Below are 13795 nucleotides of genomic sequence, written 5' to 3'. Positions count from 1 at the left end.
TCAGCATGAGAGCAGGAGCGCAGGGGTTCAAGACCTGTGTCGGCTCGGCGACTCGCGCTCGGTAACGATCTCGCGGCGACCGCTGGGCCGAACGGGTCGCTGTCTCAGTGAGTGGGACCGACGGTGCGCAGGGTGGCGATCGCGGCCCGCAGCGGCACACCGCCGACCGTGCGCGGCATCGGCACCGGTCCGGCGCCGGCACCGACCACGACGAGGCCGTCGACGGCGGGGTGCTGCGCGTACCGGGCGAGCCGCGCCGTGAGGGCCTCGGCCGGCGAGTCGGGGGACGCCGAGACCGCCGGCACGATGCCGATCGAGGCCTCGACGCGCGGGAACGGCTCCGCGACGAGCAGGGGCAGACGGTCGCCGCCGCCGAGGGCGTAGTCCCGGACGGTGACGAAGCCGGCGCCCGCGAGCAGCAGCGCGATCACGCTGATGACCGAGGTGGGATCGAGGTGGGGGAACGCCGCGCCCTCGACCAGGTCGACCACGCGCTGGGCCAGCAGATCCGCGTACACGATCCCCCGCCCTTCGCCGCGTGCCGGTGTCGCCGTCACATGATTCCTGGTACGGCGCCGCGGGGCGAGTCCCAGTTCCGGCGGGTCGCGGCTCCGACGAGCGAATTCGGAGATCAGCAGTCCGAAATGCACGCCCAGTCCATGATCGACGGTGCGTTTCGGCCTGGTGATCTCCGACCGGCCGTGGACCGACGTCCCCGTGACCCCTCAGTACCACCCGTGTCCCGGGGACACGGGCCGTTCGGCCTCGACGACGTGCGCCGTCATCGAGGCCGTGACCGGCCCGGGGCCGAGCATCCCGGTCATCGCCGTCGCGACGCGCTCGACCGTCCCGTCGAGGTGGCCGCGCCGCTCGAGGTCGGCGCGCAGCGGCGAGCCCGTGCAGAACCCGGCGGCGATCTGGCGGGCGTCGTCGGCGTGGCCCTCGAGCGTCACGGTCGCGACGGTGACGACGTCGAGCCCGCCGGCGCGCACGTCGTCGGCGATCCGGTCGGTGTCGGTGTAGCCGTGCGGGACCGCCTCGAGGAACGCCGGGACGTCGCCGGGGAACACCTGCCCGAGCGCCAGCCCGAGCGGGTGGGCGAAGCCGTGCGTCGCGAGCGTGTCCCACGTCGTGAACAGGAAGCGGCCGCCGGGTCGCAGGACGCGGGCGACCTCGGCGTAGGCCGCGCGGCGGTCCGGCAGGAACATCACGCCGAAGCCGCACACGACCCGGTCGAACGCCGCGTCCGGGAACGGCAGCCGTCCCGCGTCGGCGACCTGCCACGCCGCCCCCGGCACGCGCGGTGCGGCCCGCTCCACCATCGCCGGGTTGAGGTCGGTCGCGGTGATCGCGGCGTCGGGGCAGGAGGCGACGAGCTCCGCGGTCACCGCGCCGGTGCCGGCCGCCAGCTCCAGCACGTCCCGGGGGCCACCGCGGGCGGCGCGCCGGGCGAGCTCCGTCGCGAAGGGCGCGAAGACCGGGCCGACGAGACAGCGCTCGTAGACCTCGGGCATCGAGCCGACCCAGCGCGCGCTGTCGGTGTTCACCCCAGCGTTGTCCCAGGCCTGCACCACGGCGCGGGATCCACGCCGGTGTAGGAACGGCATCGATGACCGGCATCCCGAACCTCAGGCTCAACGACGGCACGGCGATCCCGCAGTTCGGGCTCGGCGTCTACCAGGTGCCCCCGGACGACACCGCCGCGCTGGTGCGCGCCGCGCTGGAGATGGGCTACCGCCACATCGACACCGCGCAGGGCTACGGCAACGAGGCGGGCGTCGGGCAGGGGCTGCGCGCGTCGGGCGTCCCGCGCGAGGACGTGTGGATCACGACCAAGCTCGACGACCCGTTCCACGGCGACGCCGCACCGGCCTCGCTGGACGACAGCCTCACCCGGCTCGGCACCGACTACGTCGACCTCTTCCTCGTCCACCGGCCCGGCGACGGCGACGACGTCGACACCTGGCGGGCGCTCGAGTCGCTGCGGGCCGACGGGCGGGTGCGCTCGATCGGCCTCTCCAACTTCGACCGCGCCGGCATCGAGCGTCTCGTCGACGCCACGGCCGTCGTGCCCTCGGTGCACCAGATCCGGCTCAACCCGCGGACCCCGCAGAGCCCCATGCGGCGCTACCACCGGCGCCGCGGCATCGCGACGGAGTCGTGGGCGCCGCTGCGCGAGGGCAAGCTCGCGCGCGACCCGATCGTGCGCCGGATCGCACGGCGCCACGGCCGCACGCCCGCGCAGGTCGTCCTGCGCTGGCACCTGCAGCACGGCCTGATCGTCTTCCCGAAGTCGTCGAGCACCGAGCGGCTGCGCGAGAACCTCGACGTCACCGGCTTCGAGCTCTCGCGCGCGGACCTGGCGGCGCTCGGGCTGCTGCGGCGCAGGCCCTGACCTACCGGGGTGCCGTCCAGGGCGCCTCGGCGCGGCCCACGGCGTGGGAGCTCACGCCGACGCCCACGATGATCGCCAGCCCGAGCGCGAGCGCGGCACCCGGCGCGACCAGGCGGCACAGCAGCGCGCCCGCGACGACGCCGGCGACGAACGCGAGCAGGGCGAGCCCGCGGCGGACCACCGACGGGTCGTGGCGCCCGGTGCCGTGCTCGGTGAGGATGCCGATCGTCGTCAGCGTGAGCACCGCGGTGAGCAGGTCGGGCACCTTGAGCGCGCGGATCAGCGCCAGCTGGCCGCCCATCGAGGCGGCGAGCAGCGCCGTCACCACCAGGCGCGTGACCGGGGGCAGCGGGTCCGCGGCGACCACGACGACGATCGTCACCGGGACCGCGAGGAGGGCCTTGAACACCGCGATGTCGCGCACCGCGAGGCCGCGGTGGCTGCCGGGGCGGCGCACGATGCGCGCCCCGATCACCGCGCCCACGACGAAGCCGGCGACCGCCACGACCGGCGAGACGATCGAGCCGCCGGCGCCGGCGAGCGCGATCCCGAGGAAGACGATGTTGCCGGTGACGGCGGCGACGAAGACGTGGTCGAGCGCGAGGATGCTCGTCGCGTCGACGACGCCGGCGAGCATCGTGAGCGCCACGAGCATCGCCGGCAGCGGGCCGTCGCGGTCGTCGACGAGCGCGCGCCGCAGCGCGCCGGTCACGGGTGCGCGTCCGCGGCGAGACCCTGGCGCACCAGGCGCTGCGCCGCGTCGATGACGCCCTCGAGCGAGCCCCGCGCCGGGTCCCACCACTCGGCGGTCCAGTTGAGCGCGCCCAGCACCACCATCAGCGCGGTGCCCGGGTCGAGCGCGGGGTCGAGGTCGCCGTCGTCGCGGACCTCGGCGACGAGCCCGCGCCAGACGGCGAGGTAGTCGCGCTGCGCCTGGCGGTGACGCTCGCGCATCGCCTCCGGCAGCTGCGGCACGGTGCGCACGGCCGCCGCGGCGTGGTCGGAGTGCGTGAGCAGGGTGCGCAGGTGCGCCGCGACGGCGATCGCGAGCCGGTCGATCGCCGGCAGGTCCGCGGGGGCCTCGGCGAGCGCGTCCTGCACGAGCGTCTGCGCGCGGTCGAGCCCGACGGCGACGGCCTCGTCGATCAGCTCGTCGCGCGAGGAGAAGTAGTAGTAGATCGCCGGCGCCTGCACCTGGGCGACCTCGGCGACGTCCGACAGGCGCGTGCCGGCGTAGCCGCGGCGCAGCAGGACGTGGGCGGCCGCGTCCACCACGCGCCGCCGGGTCCGCGCGGACTTCGTGTCCCGCACGGTGCCGGTCATCGGCTCAGCCTAGGACGCCCGTCAGTACGACGACGGCAGCCCGAGGCTGTGCTGCGCGACGAAGTTCAGCACCATCTCGCGGCTCACCGGCGCGGTCTTGAGCATGCGCGCGAGGAACCACAGGTCGGCGAGCCCGTACTCCAGCGCGAGGCCGTTGCCGCCGTGGGTCTGCATGGCCTGGTCGAGCGCGCGCAGCGACGCGTCGGCCGCGGCGAACTTCGCGATGTTCGACGCCTCGGCCGCGTCGGCGCCGGCGTCGAAGAGCTCCGCGGCGCGCGCGGCCATGAGGCGGGCCTGGGACACCTGGATGTACGCCTCCGCCAGGGGATGCGCGACGCCCTGGTGCGCGCCGATCGGCACGCCCCTCCACACCGTGCGCTGCGTCGCGTAGGCGGCGGCCTTCTCCAGCGCGTACAGCGAGATGCCGTTGCTGATCGAGGCCGCGGTGATCCGCTCGGGGTTCAGCCCGGAGAACACCTGGCGCAGCCCGTTGCCGTCGTCGCCGATGAGCGCCTCGGGGCCGAGCAGGACGTCGTCGAACCACACCGTGAACTGGTGCTCGGGCTGCACGAGCGCGGCCTCGATGGGCTGGTACGTCAGGCCGGGGGAGTCGGTGGGGACGACGAACAGCGACAGCGGACGTCGCGGGCCGGACGGATCAGCGGTGCCGCTGCGCGCCACGACGAGGATCGCGTCGGCCTCGTCGACGCCGGAGGTCCAGTACTTGGTCCCGCTCAGCCGCCACCCGTCGCCGTCCTGGTGGGCCGTGGTCGTGATCTCGTGGGAGTTCGACCCGGCGTCCGGCTCGGTGATCGCGAACGCCATCTTCAGCGAGCCGTCGGCGATGCCGGTGAGCCAGCGCTGCTTCATCTCGCGCGAGGCGTGGCGGGCCAGGATCGTGCCGCAGATGGCGGGGGAGATGACGGTCATGAGCAGCGGGCAGCCCGCCGCCGACGCGGCCTCGACCACCACCGAGAGGTCGCCGAGCGTGCCGCCCCCGCCGCCGTACTCCTCGGGCAGGTGGACACCCAGGAAGCCGTTGGCGCCGAGGTCCTTCCACAGCGCGGTCGGCTCCTCGTGCGCGCGGGCGCGGGCGACGAAGTAGTCGTGCCCGTAGCGGCCGACCAGTCCCGTGACGGCGTCGCGCAGCGCGGCGCGCTCGTCGGTCTCGGGGACGATCGAGGTCTTGTTCACGCGGGCTCCCGGGCTCGGTTTCTTCTCCAGAATAAAAACGGCGGGGGGAGATGTCTACGGCATCGACGACCCGCCGCCGACGGCGACGACCTGCCCGGTCACCTGGCGCGCCGCCCGCGGCGAGGACAGCCAGACGACGGCGTCGGCGATGTCGGCGGGGGTGGTCAGCCGGCGCAGCGGCTGCTGCTTCACGACGGACGCGACCTGCGCCTCGTCGAACACCGCGTCGCGTCCACCGGCCCACAGGCTCGCCGCGCCGACGCCGCCCTCCTCGGGCAGCACGAGCCCGGGGCACACGACGTTCGACCGGATCCCGCGACGTCCCTGCTCGCGCGCGGTGGTGCGCGCGAGCGCGATCAGCCCGGCCTTCGTCGTGCCGTAGACGCCCTGGCGGATCGCGCCGAACGCGGCGTCGCTGGAGATGAACACGATCGACCCGTCGCCGGCCTCGCCCATCGGCCCGAGTGCGGCCTGGGTGGCGTCGATCGCGGTGTAGAGGTTCGTCTCGATCGTGCGCTGCCACAGCGCCCGGTCGGTCTGCTCGGTGAGGAAGCCCGGGACGCTCCAGCCGGCGTTGTTCACGAGCGCGTCGACGCCGCCCCAGCGCTCGACCGCCGCGCCGACGACCCGCCCGCCCGCGCCCTCGACGGTCAGGTCGATCTCGAGCACCTCGAGCGCCGCCGCGCCGAGGGCGAGGCCCTCCTCGCGCACCCGTGCGGCCTGCTCGCCGTCGCGGTCGGCGAGCAGGATGCGGGCGCCCTCGCGCGCGAAGCCGTGCACGATGCCGCGACCGATGTTGGACGCCCCGCCCGTGACGATCACGCGGGCGTCGGCGAGGGCGAGATCCATGGACCCTCCCGTGTACGGTTAATCCGCATTAGAAACCAGCGAGGAGGGTACCGGTGAGCGAGCAGGTCGTGGGGTCCGGACCGGTCCTGCTGGACGTCGACGACCGGGGTGTCGCGCGCCTGCGGCTCAACCGGCCGGAGGCCTCCAACGGCCTCGACGTCGAGCTGCTGCGCGCCTTCCACGACGCGGTCATGGCCTGCCACGCGCGCCCGGGGCTGCGGGTTCTGGTGATCTCCGGCGAGGGGAAGCACTTCTGCGCGGGCGGCGACGTCAAGACCTTCGCCGGCAAGGGCACCGGGCTCCCGGACTACCTGCGCGAGGCCACCTCGCGGCTGCAGATGGTGGTGCAGGCGCTGCTCGCGCTGCCCGCGCCCGTGGTCGCGTCGGTGCACGGGTTCGCCGCGGGCGGTGGCGGGTTCGGGCTGGTGTGCGCGGCCGACCTCGTCGTGGCCGCGGAGTCCGCGCAGTTCCTCGGCGGCGCGACGCGGGTGGGCATGGCCCCGGACGCGGGCGCGACGGTGACGCTCCCGGCGCTCGTGGGGCTGCGCAAGGCGATGGAGATCGCGCTGACCAACCCCGTGCTGTCCGCCGCCGAGGCGCTCGACGCCGGCATCCTCACCGCCGTCGTGCCCGACGACGAGCTCGCCGCGCGCACCGAGGAGCTCGTCGCGACGCTCGCGGCCGGCGCCCCGCAGGCGCTCGCCGCCACCAAGCGGCTGCTGTGGTCCGGGCTCGGCGCGCGGGTCGAGGCGCAGCTGCCGGAGGAGGCGCGCACGGTCTCCGAGCTCTCGGGGACCGCCGACGCGCGCGAGGGTCTGGACGCGGTGATCGAGCGGCGCGCGCCGCGCTTCACCGGGGGGTAGCGAGGCCCCGCCGCACCACGTGCTGCGTCGTCGCGACGACGTCCTCGAGCGGGCCGCGCTCGGGGTTCCACCACTCCGGCGCCCAGTTCAGCGCGCCCAGCACGAGCATGCGCGCGGCGCGGGCGTCCACGTCGGCGGTCAGCTCCCCGGCGGCGACGGCGTCCTCGACGAGCCGGCGCCACACGTCGGCGTACTCGCGCTGCCCGACGAGCTGGCGTTCGCGGATGTCGGCGGGCAGCTGCGCGGCGTTGCGGATCGCCGCGAGCGAGAACTCCGAGCGGCGCAGCACGACCTCGAGGTGCGCGGCGATGGCGCCGTCGATGCGGTCGAGCGCCGAGGCGTCCGCGGGCAGCGCCTCGAGCGACGCGACGACGTGCTCGAGCGTCGCCTGCTGGCCGGTGACCACGACCTCGGCGAGCAGGTCCTCCCGCGAGGGCCAGTAGTAGTAGACCGCCGGCGCCTGCACCGCGGCGACCTCGGCGATGTCGGCCAGCCGTGTGCCCGCCCAGCCCTTGCGCGACAGGACCTGCGCGGCCGCGGCCAGGATGCGCTCGCGGGTGCGGGCGGACTTCCGCTCCCGGGGCACGGCGTGATCCTAGGGGTCGAGTGACTCCCGGGTGGGTCCTCGACCGGCGTCGCGCCACCGGTGCTGCGACGGGTCGAGCAGCGCGCGCATCCACTCGTCCGGCGCCCACACGATCGACTCGAGCTCGAGGGCGTCGAGGTAGCGCACGGTGCCGGTGCGCAGGTCCTCCAGGCGCAGGCGGGTGCTGTTGCCGCGGTCGTCCACCGAGACCGACACCGTGGCGAACTCGTTGGCGACGACGCCGGGGTCGTCCATCAGATCAGGAACGACATCGTCGGCAGGGACCGATCGGAATCGACCAGCACGACGGTCTTCGCCGCCATGCGCAGCTCCCCGTCGACACGGCGCAGCCGGTGCGTCGCCCGCCCGACCCACCACGTCCGCCCGCGGTCGCGCGACTCGAGGATCTGCACCACCGAGGTGACGACGGTGTCGTCCCCCTCGACGCCGACGACCTCGACGTTCGTCACCGACCGGCACAGCCGCGACGGCGGGCGCTGCGAGTGCCGGCGCCCGGTCTGCAGCTGCTTGATGCGCGTCGCGATGCGCCCGCGGTTGTCGAAGACGATCGACATGTGCGTGCGCGGATCGGCGTCCGGGTCGACGGGCACGTGGTAGACGGCGTCGTCGGTCCAGAGGGCCTCCCACTCCTCGAGCGCGAACACGTCGGCGAGTCGCGCCTCGCGGTAGAGGAACTGCTCGGCCTCGCGGAGGTCGATTCCCACGTCGACGCTCGTCACGACTCCTCCGATGGTCGAGCTCCGGCAGGCTCCGTCTCCATGAGCTCCAGGTAGTGCCGCCACATCGCCCGCATCGACGTCTCGTCGGTGGCGGTGCCGATCGTGTAGCCGTCCTCGTCGACGCGCTCGCGGTGCAGCCCGCGGGTGAGGTCGAGCCATTCCGGCTGCCGCTGCGCGACGCCGCGCTGGTTGCGCTCGTACATCTCGGCGTCGTCGGCGAGCAGCATCCCGGCGGGTCCGACCGAGCCGACGCACTGGGTGACGAGGCGGCGGTTGAGGTCGGGTGCGCCCTTGAACTGGATCGCGGTGACGTGCTGGACGGTCCGGTCGACGGCGAGCGGCTGGATCTGGAAGAGCTGGATCTCCGCGACGAACAGGTTCGGGAAGATCATGACGTGGGGCGAGCCGTTGATCATGATCTCGTCGCCGGTCCGCGTGCCGTACGCGGAGCGCATGGCGGCGACGTACTCGGGGATCTTCGCCTCCGGCGTGCCCGCCCAGCCCATCGGCACGCCGAGCTTGCGGAACTCGGGGCTGAGGTCGTTCTCGGTGTGCCCGCCCCCGAGCGCGCGCGTGACCGCCGTCGACCGGTCGCTGTAGAGCGCGCCGATGCCGCTGCCGGAGATCGAGAAGATCGAGGAGTGGACGAACTGCGGGTGGTACCCGTCGGTCTCGTTCTCGACGAGCATCTTCCAGTTCGCGGTGACCTCGTGGCGGATCCAGCCCGCGGTCAGCTCGACCTCGCCCTCGGGTGAGAGGCGGCAGAGCCGGTCGAGGCGCTCGGCGGCCGCGCCGAGGTGCTCGTGCAGCGTCGGCCCCTCCGACGCGAGGCTCGCGAACACGAAGCCGCGGTAGGACTCGACGCGCGGCGCCGCCCCGAGCCCGGGCAGCTCGGCGCGGGCGCGGGAGCCGCCGTATCCCTGGTTGAACGGGAAGCCGAGCAGGTCGCCGGTGTTCGCGAACGTCCACCCGTGGTACGGGCAGCGGAACGAGCCGGCGTTGCCGCGGTCGGCGTCGCAGACGAGGTTCCCGCGGTGCGAGCAGCGGTTGTGCAGCACGTGGATCGCGCCGGACTTGTCGCGGGTCATGACGACCTGCTGCGGCCCGATCGTCTTGCGGACGTAGTCGTTCGGCTCCGGGATCTCGCTCGCGTGACCGACGTAGACCCACGTCGTGTACCAGATGCGCTCGAGCTCGCGGGCGTAGATCTCGTCGTCGGTGTAGAGCGAGCCGTGGACGCGGTCGGGGAGGACCAGCGAGCGGAGGCCGGCTTCCGTGGTGGTCATGGACGCGCTCCCGTCAGGACACCATGTCTGGACACAGTGTCCAGGTTCAGGGGGCGTCGCGGTAGAGGGTGTTCCAGACGATCGCGGTGAAGGCCTCGACGGCGTCGCGCGCGGCGGCGTCGTCGGCGCCGCGCAGCATCCGGTCGAGCCCGCGCTCGGCCATCGCCGTCAGCATCTGCGCGGTGGGCCCGGGCGGGACGTCGCGGCGCACGGTCCCCGCCGCCTGGCCCGCCGTGATGTGGGCGGTGATCTCGGTGACGTAGCGGCCGGTCAGCTCACGGAACACCTCGCGCACCGCGGGGTCGTGGCTCGACGAGTCGATGACCGCGCGCATGAGCTCCGCGCGCGGGCGGTACGTCGCGACGATGGTCCCGGCTCTCGCGCGGAGCTCGTCCGGTGACGCCGGCGGGTCGTTCCCCCACCACCCGCGGCCGGCCTCGAGCAGCTGGTCGACGACGTCGGCGGTCAGCTCGCTGAGCAGTCGGCCCTTGTCCTCGAAGTGCACGTAGAACGTCGACCGCGAGACCCCGGCGCGGGCGGCGAGGCGCTCGACACTGACCTCGGTGAACGACTCGCCCTCGGCGAGCATCGCCTCGAGCGCGTCGAGGAGCTTCGCGAGGTTCTCCTGCCGTCGCCGGGCACGGGAGCCGTGCGCCCGACGGGTCACCGTGGCCACGCCGCCGACCGTACTTCTTGCCGAGGAATCTGCTTCTCGTTAGATTCTAACCAAAGTTAGATCAGCCGGAGGTGGGCATGACCGCAGTGGTGGTCCCGAAGTGCGACGCGACGGTGCTCGACCGCGCGTTCGCCGTCCGCTGGTACGAGGGCTGGATCCGGGCGTGGAACGAGAACCGCCCCGAGCTCTGCCGCGAGCTGCTGACCGACGACTTCGTGCTCGACAGCCCGACCACCCGCCACACCGGTTGGGCGGTGCAGGGCCCGGCGGCCGCGGAGGGCTACATCGCCTACGTCCTCGGCGCCTACCCGGACCTGCAGTGGGAGGTCACCGCGCCGCCGCTGTTCGCCGACGACCGCGCCCGCGCGGCGTTCCACTGGCGCGGCACCGGGCACTTCTCCGGGCGTCTCGACCCGCCCGGCATCGAGGGGACGGGGCGGCCGTTCGCCTTCGCGGGGCTCGAGGTCTTCGACTTCCGCGGCGACCGCGCCTGCTACCTCAACGCGACCTACGACCTGCTCGGGCTGATGAAGCAGATCGGGGTGCACCGGGGCGGTGCGCGATGACGAGTCTGCGCACCCTGCTCGAGGACCGGTGCGCCGCCGCGCCCGACGCGATCGCCGTCGAGCCCGCCGGACGTCCCGGCGAGGGGACGACGTGGACCGCGCTGCGCCAGCAGGCGCGCGCGGTCGCGTCCGCGCTGGTGCGCGACGGCGTCGCCCCCGGCGAGCGGGTCGTGCTCGTCGCGCGCAACGACCCGTCCTACTTCCCGATCCTGTTCGGCGCCGGCCTCGCCGCCGCGGTGCTGACCCCGCTGAACTGGCGCCTGGCCACCGACGACCTCCTGTCGATGATCGACGACTCGGGCGCGTCCGTCGTGCTGGTGGACGAGCCGGTCGCGGCGGCGCTCGCGGACGTCCTGTCCGGCCGGCGCGTGGTGGTGCTGGGCGAGGTCCCGGTGGACGGCGACGCGTCCTGGCGGTCGTTACCCGACTGGGTGGGGCCGGCCGCGGACCCCGGCCGCACGTCGGCGCCGGACGACGTCGCGTTCCAGCTCTACACCTCCGGCACCACCGGCCGGCCCAAGGGCGCGATGTTCGCGGGCCCCAACCTCGCCGTGCTGATCGGCGAGATCGCGACCGCGTGGGGGTTCCGCGACGGCGACGTCAGCCTCGTCGCGATGCCGCTGTTCCACATGGGCGGGCTGGCGTGGGCGCTGGCGGGGATGGCCCGGGGTGCCCGCGCGGTGGTCGTCCGCGACTTCGTCCCCGGCGACGTGCTCGACGCGATCGAGGCGCACGGCGTCACCACGGCGTTCTGCGTCCCGACGATGCTCGCGGCGCTGTGCGCGGTGCCCGGCGTCGACTCCCGCCCGCTCGGACTCCGGCAGATGATCTACTCGGGCGCCCCGATCGGCGAGGACGCGCTGAAGCGCGCGATGGTGGCGCTGCGCTGCGACTTCGTGCAGATCTACGGGCTGACCGAGGCCACCGGCGCGTTCGCGCAGCTCTCCGCCGAGGAGCACCGGGAGGGCGGGCCCGCGCTGGCGTCGGCGGGGCGCGCGTACCCGTGGGTGGAGGTGCGCGTCGTCGACCCGGGCACCGAGCAGGACGTGCCCGCAGGCGCCGTCGGCGAGATCCGGACGCGCTCGGTGCAGAACATGGTCGGCTACTGGCACCGCCCCGAGGAGACCGCGGCCGCGCTCACCCCGGAGGGCTGGCTGCGCACCGGCGACCTCGGCCGCCTCGACGACGCCGGCCGCATCCACCTCGTCGACCGCGCGAAGGACCGCATCGTCACCGGCGGCGAGAACGTGTACCCGGCCGAGGTCGAGCGCGTGCTCGCCCAGCACCCGGACGTCGCCGAGGTCGCCGTCATCGGCGTCCCCGACGAGCGCTGGGGCGAGGCGGTGAAGGCCGTGATCGTCCCGGCCGGCGCGTCCCCGGACCCGGACGACATCGTGGCCTTCGCCCGCGCGCGCCTCGCCGGGTTCCAGAGCCCGAAGTCCGTCGACGTCGTCGACGCCCTGCCGCGCACCGCGACCGGGAAGGTCATCAAGCCGACCCTGCGCGAGCCATACTGGCGCGGACATGACAGGCGCATCCACTGAGGTCAGCAAGGGCGACCTGACCCGACGGCGCATCCTCGACGCCGCCGCGGCCGAGATCGCGCGCCACGGGCCCGCGGGTGCCTCGCTGAACGCCATCGCCGCGGCCGCCGACCTGCGCACCGGCAGCCTCTACTTCCACTTCGCCTCCAAGCAGCGGCTCGTCGAGGCCGTGCTCGAGGAGGGCATCCGCGCCTCGCTGCAGCGCCTCGACGCGATGGCGGTGCCCACCGGCACCCCGGCGCAGCGGCTGCGCGCCGGCGTCCACGCCCACCTGCGCGCGCTCGCGGAGCTCTCCGACTACGCCGTCGTGGTGCTCGCGCCGCCGTTCTCCGTCGACGCGGAGCTCGACGGCTTCCGCACCCTGCGCCGCGAGTACCTGCGGCGCTGGGCCGGGCTGATCGCCGACGCGCAGGCCGACGGCACCCTCGCCGCCGGGCCGGAGCCGGGGGAGGTCCGCGACCTCCTGCTCGGCGCGCTCAACGCCGCCGGGCTCGCCGGCCAGGACCCGGGCCGCACGGCCGACGCCGTGTTCGCGCTGCTGCGCCTCCCTAGCGGCCCCGGAACTCCGGGCGGCGGCGCTCCACGAACGCCGTGATCCCCTCGCGGGCGTCGTCGGTGGCCCCCGAGGCGGTCATGTGCCGTGTCTCCTCGGCGAGCTGGCGGGACAGGTCGGCGTCCTGGCTCGCGAGCAGCAGGCGCTTCATGTGCCCGTAGGCCTTCGTCGGTCCGGCGGCGAGCGTGGTCGCGAGCTTCTGGGCCCGCCCGGCGAGCTCGGCCGCGGGCACCACCTCGGTGACCAGGCCCGCCTCGAGCGCCTCGGGCCCGGTGAGCATGCGGTTGAGCAGGAACATCTCCTGGGCGCGCCGCATCCCCACCAGGCGCGGCAGGTACCAGGAGTTCGCCCCGTCGGAGGCCAGCCCGATGGCGCCGTAGCCGACGGCGAAACGGCTGTCGTCGGCGGCGACGACGATGTCGGCGACGTGCGCGAGCCCCAGCCCGCCGCCCGCGAGCGCGCCGTGCACCGCGCACACCACCGGCACGTCCAGCGTGGCGAGGCGGTCGAGCGTGACGTGGTAGCGGTCGATGATCCAGCGCAGCCGCTCGGGGATGTCGTCGGCGTTGCCGGCGAAGAACGCGAGGTCGCCGCCGACCGAGAGGCTGCGCCCGGTGCCGCGGACCAGCACCGCGCGGACCGCGGGGTCGTGCGCGGCACGGAACGTGGCCTCGTCGAGGTCCTCGACCATCGTCGGGTCGATCGCGTTGCCGGCCTCGGGGCGGTCGAGCTCGATGGTCGCGACGCCACCGGTGACGTCGTAGCGGACCACGCGCAGCTCGCGCTGCCCGGCCGGCGTGGAGCGCGCCGCTGGTTCGACAGCTCGGGCCCAGCGCGCGCTGTCGGTGTACTGGCGCAGCGCGGCGATGCGGCCGTCGTCGGTGAACGTGAGGACGTGCGCGAACGCCGCGTCGAGCGCCCGGCCGCCGTCGCGGGCGGTGCCGGCGTAGCGCCCGAGCACGAGCAGCCCGCCGTCGGCGAGGGCCAGGAACTCGGCGGGCTCGGCGCGGGCGCGGTAGTGCCGCCCGATCGCCCACCAGAAGTCGCGGATCATCGCCTCGGCGCCCTGGTGGGACCCGCCGAGCCCGAACGGCAGGCCCTCGGTGGCCTCGCCGACGAACGCCGGGTCGAGCACGGTGTCGAGGGCCGCCCGGTCGCCCGTGGCCAGCGCGTCGTACAGCACGCGCGCGGTCTTCTCGTGCGACTCCATGCGAGCCTCC

The 13795-nt window shown here is 74.4% G+C and carries 17 protein-coding genes; 5 read left to right on the top strand and 12 right to left on the bottom strand.

Annotated elements, in window-relative coordinates:
* Positions 1-104: 104 nt before the first annotated feature.
* Both WCD58_RS23255 and WCD58_RS23250 read right to left on the bottom strand, forming a co-directional pair.
* Positions 105-518 carry a hypothetical protein gene (locus tag WCD58_RS23255; RefSeq protein ID WP_337705460.1) on the bottom strand — a complete coding sequence of 138 codons (414 nt, stop codon included), beginning with the start codon at positions 516-518 and terminating at the stop codon, positions 105-107.
* Positions 519-725: 207 nt separating this feature from the next.
* The gene (locus tag WCD58_RS23250; RefSeq protein WP_337705459.1) at positions 726-1547 is read right to left on the bottom strand and encodes a class I SAM-dependent methyltransferase; all 822 of its coding nucleotides are present in this window, start codon (positions 1545-1547) and stop codon (positions 726-728) included.
* Positions 1548-1609: 62 nt separating this feature from the next.
* Between WCD58_RS23250 and WCD58_RS23245 the strand changes: the two genes are divergently transcribed.
* Positions 1610-2395, top strand: a complete 786-nt coding sequence (locus WCD58_RS23245) for an aldo/keto reductase (protein WP_337705458.1) — start codon at positions 1610-1612, stop codon at positions 2393-2395.
* 1 nt (position 2396) lies between these two features.
* Here the strand turns inward: WCD58_RS23245 and WCD58_RS23240 are convergent, their stop codons facing one another.
* The 4 genes from WCD58_RS23240 to WCD58_RS23225 are packed head-to-tail and all read right to left on the bottom strand — an operon-like array spanning position 2397 to position 5761.
* On the bottom strand, positions 2397-3107 hold the full coding sequence (locus tag WCD58_RS23240; RefSeq protein ID WP_337705457.1) for a YoaK family protein: 711 nt from the start codon (positions 3105-3107) through the stop codon (positions 2397-2399).
* Positions 3104-3718: a TetR/AcrR family transcriptional regulator gene (locus WCD58_RS23235; protein ID WP_337705456.1), complete on the bottom strand. Its 615-nt coding sequence runs from the start codon at positions 3716-3718 to the stop codon at positions 3104-3106. The genes WCD58_RS23240 and WCD58_RS23235 overlap by 4 nt, the downstream gene beginning before the upstream one ends.
* Before the next feature lie 21 nt (positions 3719-3739).
* Positions 3740-4912, bottom strand: coding sequence for an acyl-CoA dehydrogenase family protein (locus WCD58_RS23230; RefSeq protein WP_337705455.1), 1173 nt, complete (start codon positions 4910-4912; stop codon positions 3740-3742).
* A gap of 54 nt (positions 4913-4966) precedes the next feature.
* Complete coding sequence (locus WCD58_RS23225) at positions 4967-5761, bottom strand: SDR family NAD(P)-dependent oxidoreductase (protein WP_337705454.1); 795 nt, start codon at positions 5759-5761, stop codon at positions 4967-4969.
* Between the two features lie 53 nt (positions 5762-5814).
* On the opposite strand from WCD58_RS23225, the gene WCD58_RS23220 reads away from it, so the two are divergent.
* Positions 5815-6624 carry an enoyl-CoA hydratase/isomerase family protein gene (locus tag WCD58_RS23220; protein ID WP_337705453.1) on the top strand — a complete coding sequence of 270 codons (810 nt, stop codon included), beginning with the start codon at positions 5815-5817 and terminating at the stop codon, positions 6622-6624.
* Here the strand turns inward: WCD58_RS23220 and WCD58_RS23215 are convergent.
* From WCD58_RS23215 to WCD58_RS23195, 5 genes are read right to left on the bottom strand one after another with little or no spacing between them, the layout of a single operon-like run.
* Complete coding sequence (locus WCD58_RS23215; RefSeq protein WP_337705452.1) at positions 6611-7210, bottom strand: TetR/AcrR family transcriptional regulator; 600 nt, start codon at positions 7208-7210, stop codon at positions 6611-6613. The genes WCD58_RS23220 and WCD58_RS23215 overlap by 14 nt on opposite strands.
* 9 nt (positions 7211-7219) lie before the next feature.
* Positions 7220-7465: a hypothetical protein gene (locus WCD58_RS23210; RefSeq protein WP_337705451.1), complete on the bottom strand. Its 246-nt coding sequence runs from the start codon at positions 7463-7465 to the stop codon at positions 7220-7222.
* A complete protein-coding gene (locus WCD58_RS23205) occupies positions 7465-7950 on the bottom strand; it encodes an aromatic-ring-hydroxylating dioxygenase subunit beta (RefSeq protein ID WP_337705450.1) in 486 nt (161 codons plus the stop codon). Before WCD58_RS23205 ends, WCD58_RS23210 begins: the two co-directional genes overlap by 1 nt.
* Complete coding sequence (locus tag WCD58_RS23200) at positions 7947-9236, bottom strand: aromatic ring-hydroxylating oxygenase subunit alpha (protein WP_337705449.1); 1290 nt, start codon at positions 9234-9236, stop codon at positions 7947-7949. Before WCD58_RS23200 ends, WCD58_RS23205 begins: the two co-directional genes overlap by 4 nt.
* Positions 9237-9282: 46 nt before the next feature.
* Positions 9283-9912 (bottom strand): TetR/AcrR family transcriptional regulator, encoded by a 630-nt coding sequence (locus tag WCD58_RS23195; RefSeq protein WP_337705448.1) that lies wholly within the window; start codon positions 9910-9912, stop codon positions 9283-9285.
* Between the two features lie 77 nt (positions 9913-9989).
* Between WCD58_RS23195 and WCD58_RS23190 the strand changes: the two genes are divergently transcribed.
* Genes WCD58_RS23190 through WCD58_RS23180 form a run of 3 tightly spaced genes read left to right on the top strand, consistent with a single transcriptional unit; the run spans position 9990 to position 12617 of the window.
* Complete coding sequence (locus tag WCD58_RS23190; RefSeq protein WP_337705447.1) at positions 9990-10478, top strand: ester cyclase; 489 nt, start codon at positions 9990-9992, stop codon at positions 10476-10478.
* On the top strand, positions 10475-12022 hold the full coding sequence (locus WCD58_RS23185; protein WP_337705446.1) for an AMP-binding protein: 1548 nt from the start codon (positions 10475-10477) through the stop codon (positions 12020-12022). The genes WCD58_RS23190 and WCD58_RS23185 overlap by 4 nt, the downstream gene beginning before the upstream one ends.
* The gene (locus WCD58_RS23180) at positions 12003-12617 is read left to right on the top strand and encodes a TetR family transcriptional regulator (RefSeq protein WP_337705445.1); all 615 of its coding nucleotides are present in this window, start codon (positions 12003-12005) and stop codon (positions 12615-12617) included. Before WCD58_RS23185 ends, WCD58_RS23180 begins: the two co-directional genes overlap by 20 nt.
* On the opposite strand, the gene WCD58_RS23175 is transcribed toward WCD58_RS23180, so the two are convergent.
* Positions 12571-13785, bottom strand: a complete 1215-nt coding sequence (locus tag WCD58_RS23175; RefSeq protein WP_337705444.1) for an enoyl-CoA hydratase-related protein — start codon at positions 13783-13785, stop codon at positions 12571-12573. The two genes, WCD58_RS23180 and WCD58_RS23175, sit on opposite strands and share 47 nt — an antisense overlap.
* Positions 13786-13795: the final 10 nt, after the last annotated feature.

Source organism: Actinomycetospora flava, assembly GCF_037400335.1.
Classification (GTDB): domain Bacteria; phylum Actinomycetota; class Actinomycetes; order Mycobacteriales; family Pseudonocardiaceae; genus Actinomycetospora; species Actinomycetospora flava.
The sequence above is the reverse complement of the archived record's forward strand: the minus strand, read 5'-3'. Positions and strand labels throughout refer to the sequence as shown.

Excerpts from the sequence above, each read along its gene's own strand:
- WCD58_RS23245 (WP_337705458.1), top strand. The coding sequence starts at position 1,610 with ATGACCGGCATCCCGAACCTCAGGCTCAACGACGGCACGGCGATCCCG.
- WCD58_RS23235 (WP_337705456.1), bottom strand. The coding sequence starts at position 3,718 with ATGACCGGCACCGTGCGGGACACGAAGTCCGCGCGGACCCGGCGGCGC.
- WCD58_RS23225 (WP_337705454.1), bottom strand. The coding sequence starts at position 5,761 with ATGGATCTCGCCCTCGCCGACGCCCGCGTGATCGTCACGGGCGGGGCG.
- WCD58_RS23210 (WP_337705451.1), bottom strand. The coding sequence starts at position 7,465 with ATGGACGACCCCGGCGTCGTCGCCAACGAGTTCGCCACGGTGTCGGTC.
- WCD58_RS23200 (WP_337705449.1), bottom strand. The coding sequence starts at position 9,236 with ATGACCACCACGGAAGCCGGCCTCCGCTCGCTGGTCCTCCCCGACCGC.
- WCD58_RS23190 (WP_337705447.1), top strand. The coding sequence starts at position 9,990 with ATGACCGCAGTGGTGGTCCCGAAGTGCGACGCGACGGTGCTCGACCGC.
- WCD58_RS23185 (WP_337705446.1), top strand. The coding sequence starts at position 10,475 with ATGACGAGTCTGCGCACCCTGCTCGAGGACCGGTGCGCCGCCGCGCCC.
- WCD58_RS23180 (WP_337705445.1), top strand. The coding sequence starts at position 12,003 with ATGACAGGCGCATCCACTGAGGTCAGCAAGGGCGACCTGACCCGACGG.
- WCD58_RS23175 (WP_337705444.1), bottom strand. The coding sequence starts at position 13,785 with ATGGAGTCGCACGAGAAGACCGCGCGCGTGCTGTACGACGCGCTGGCC.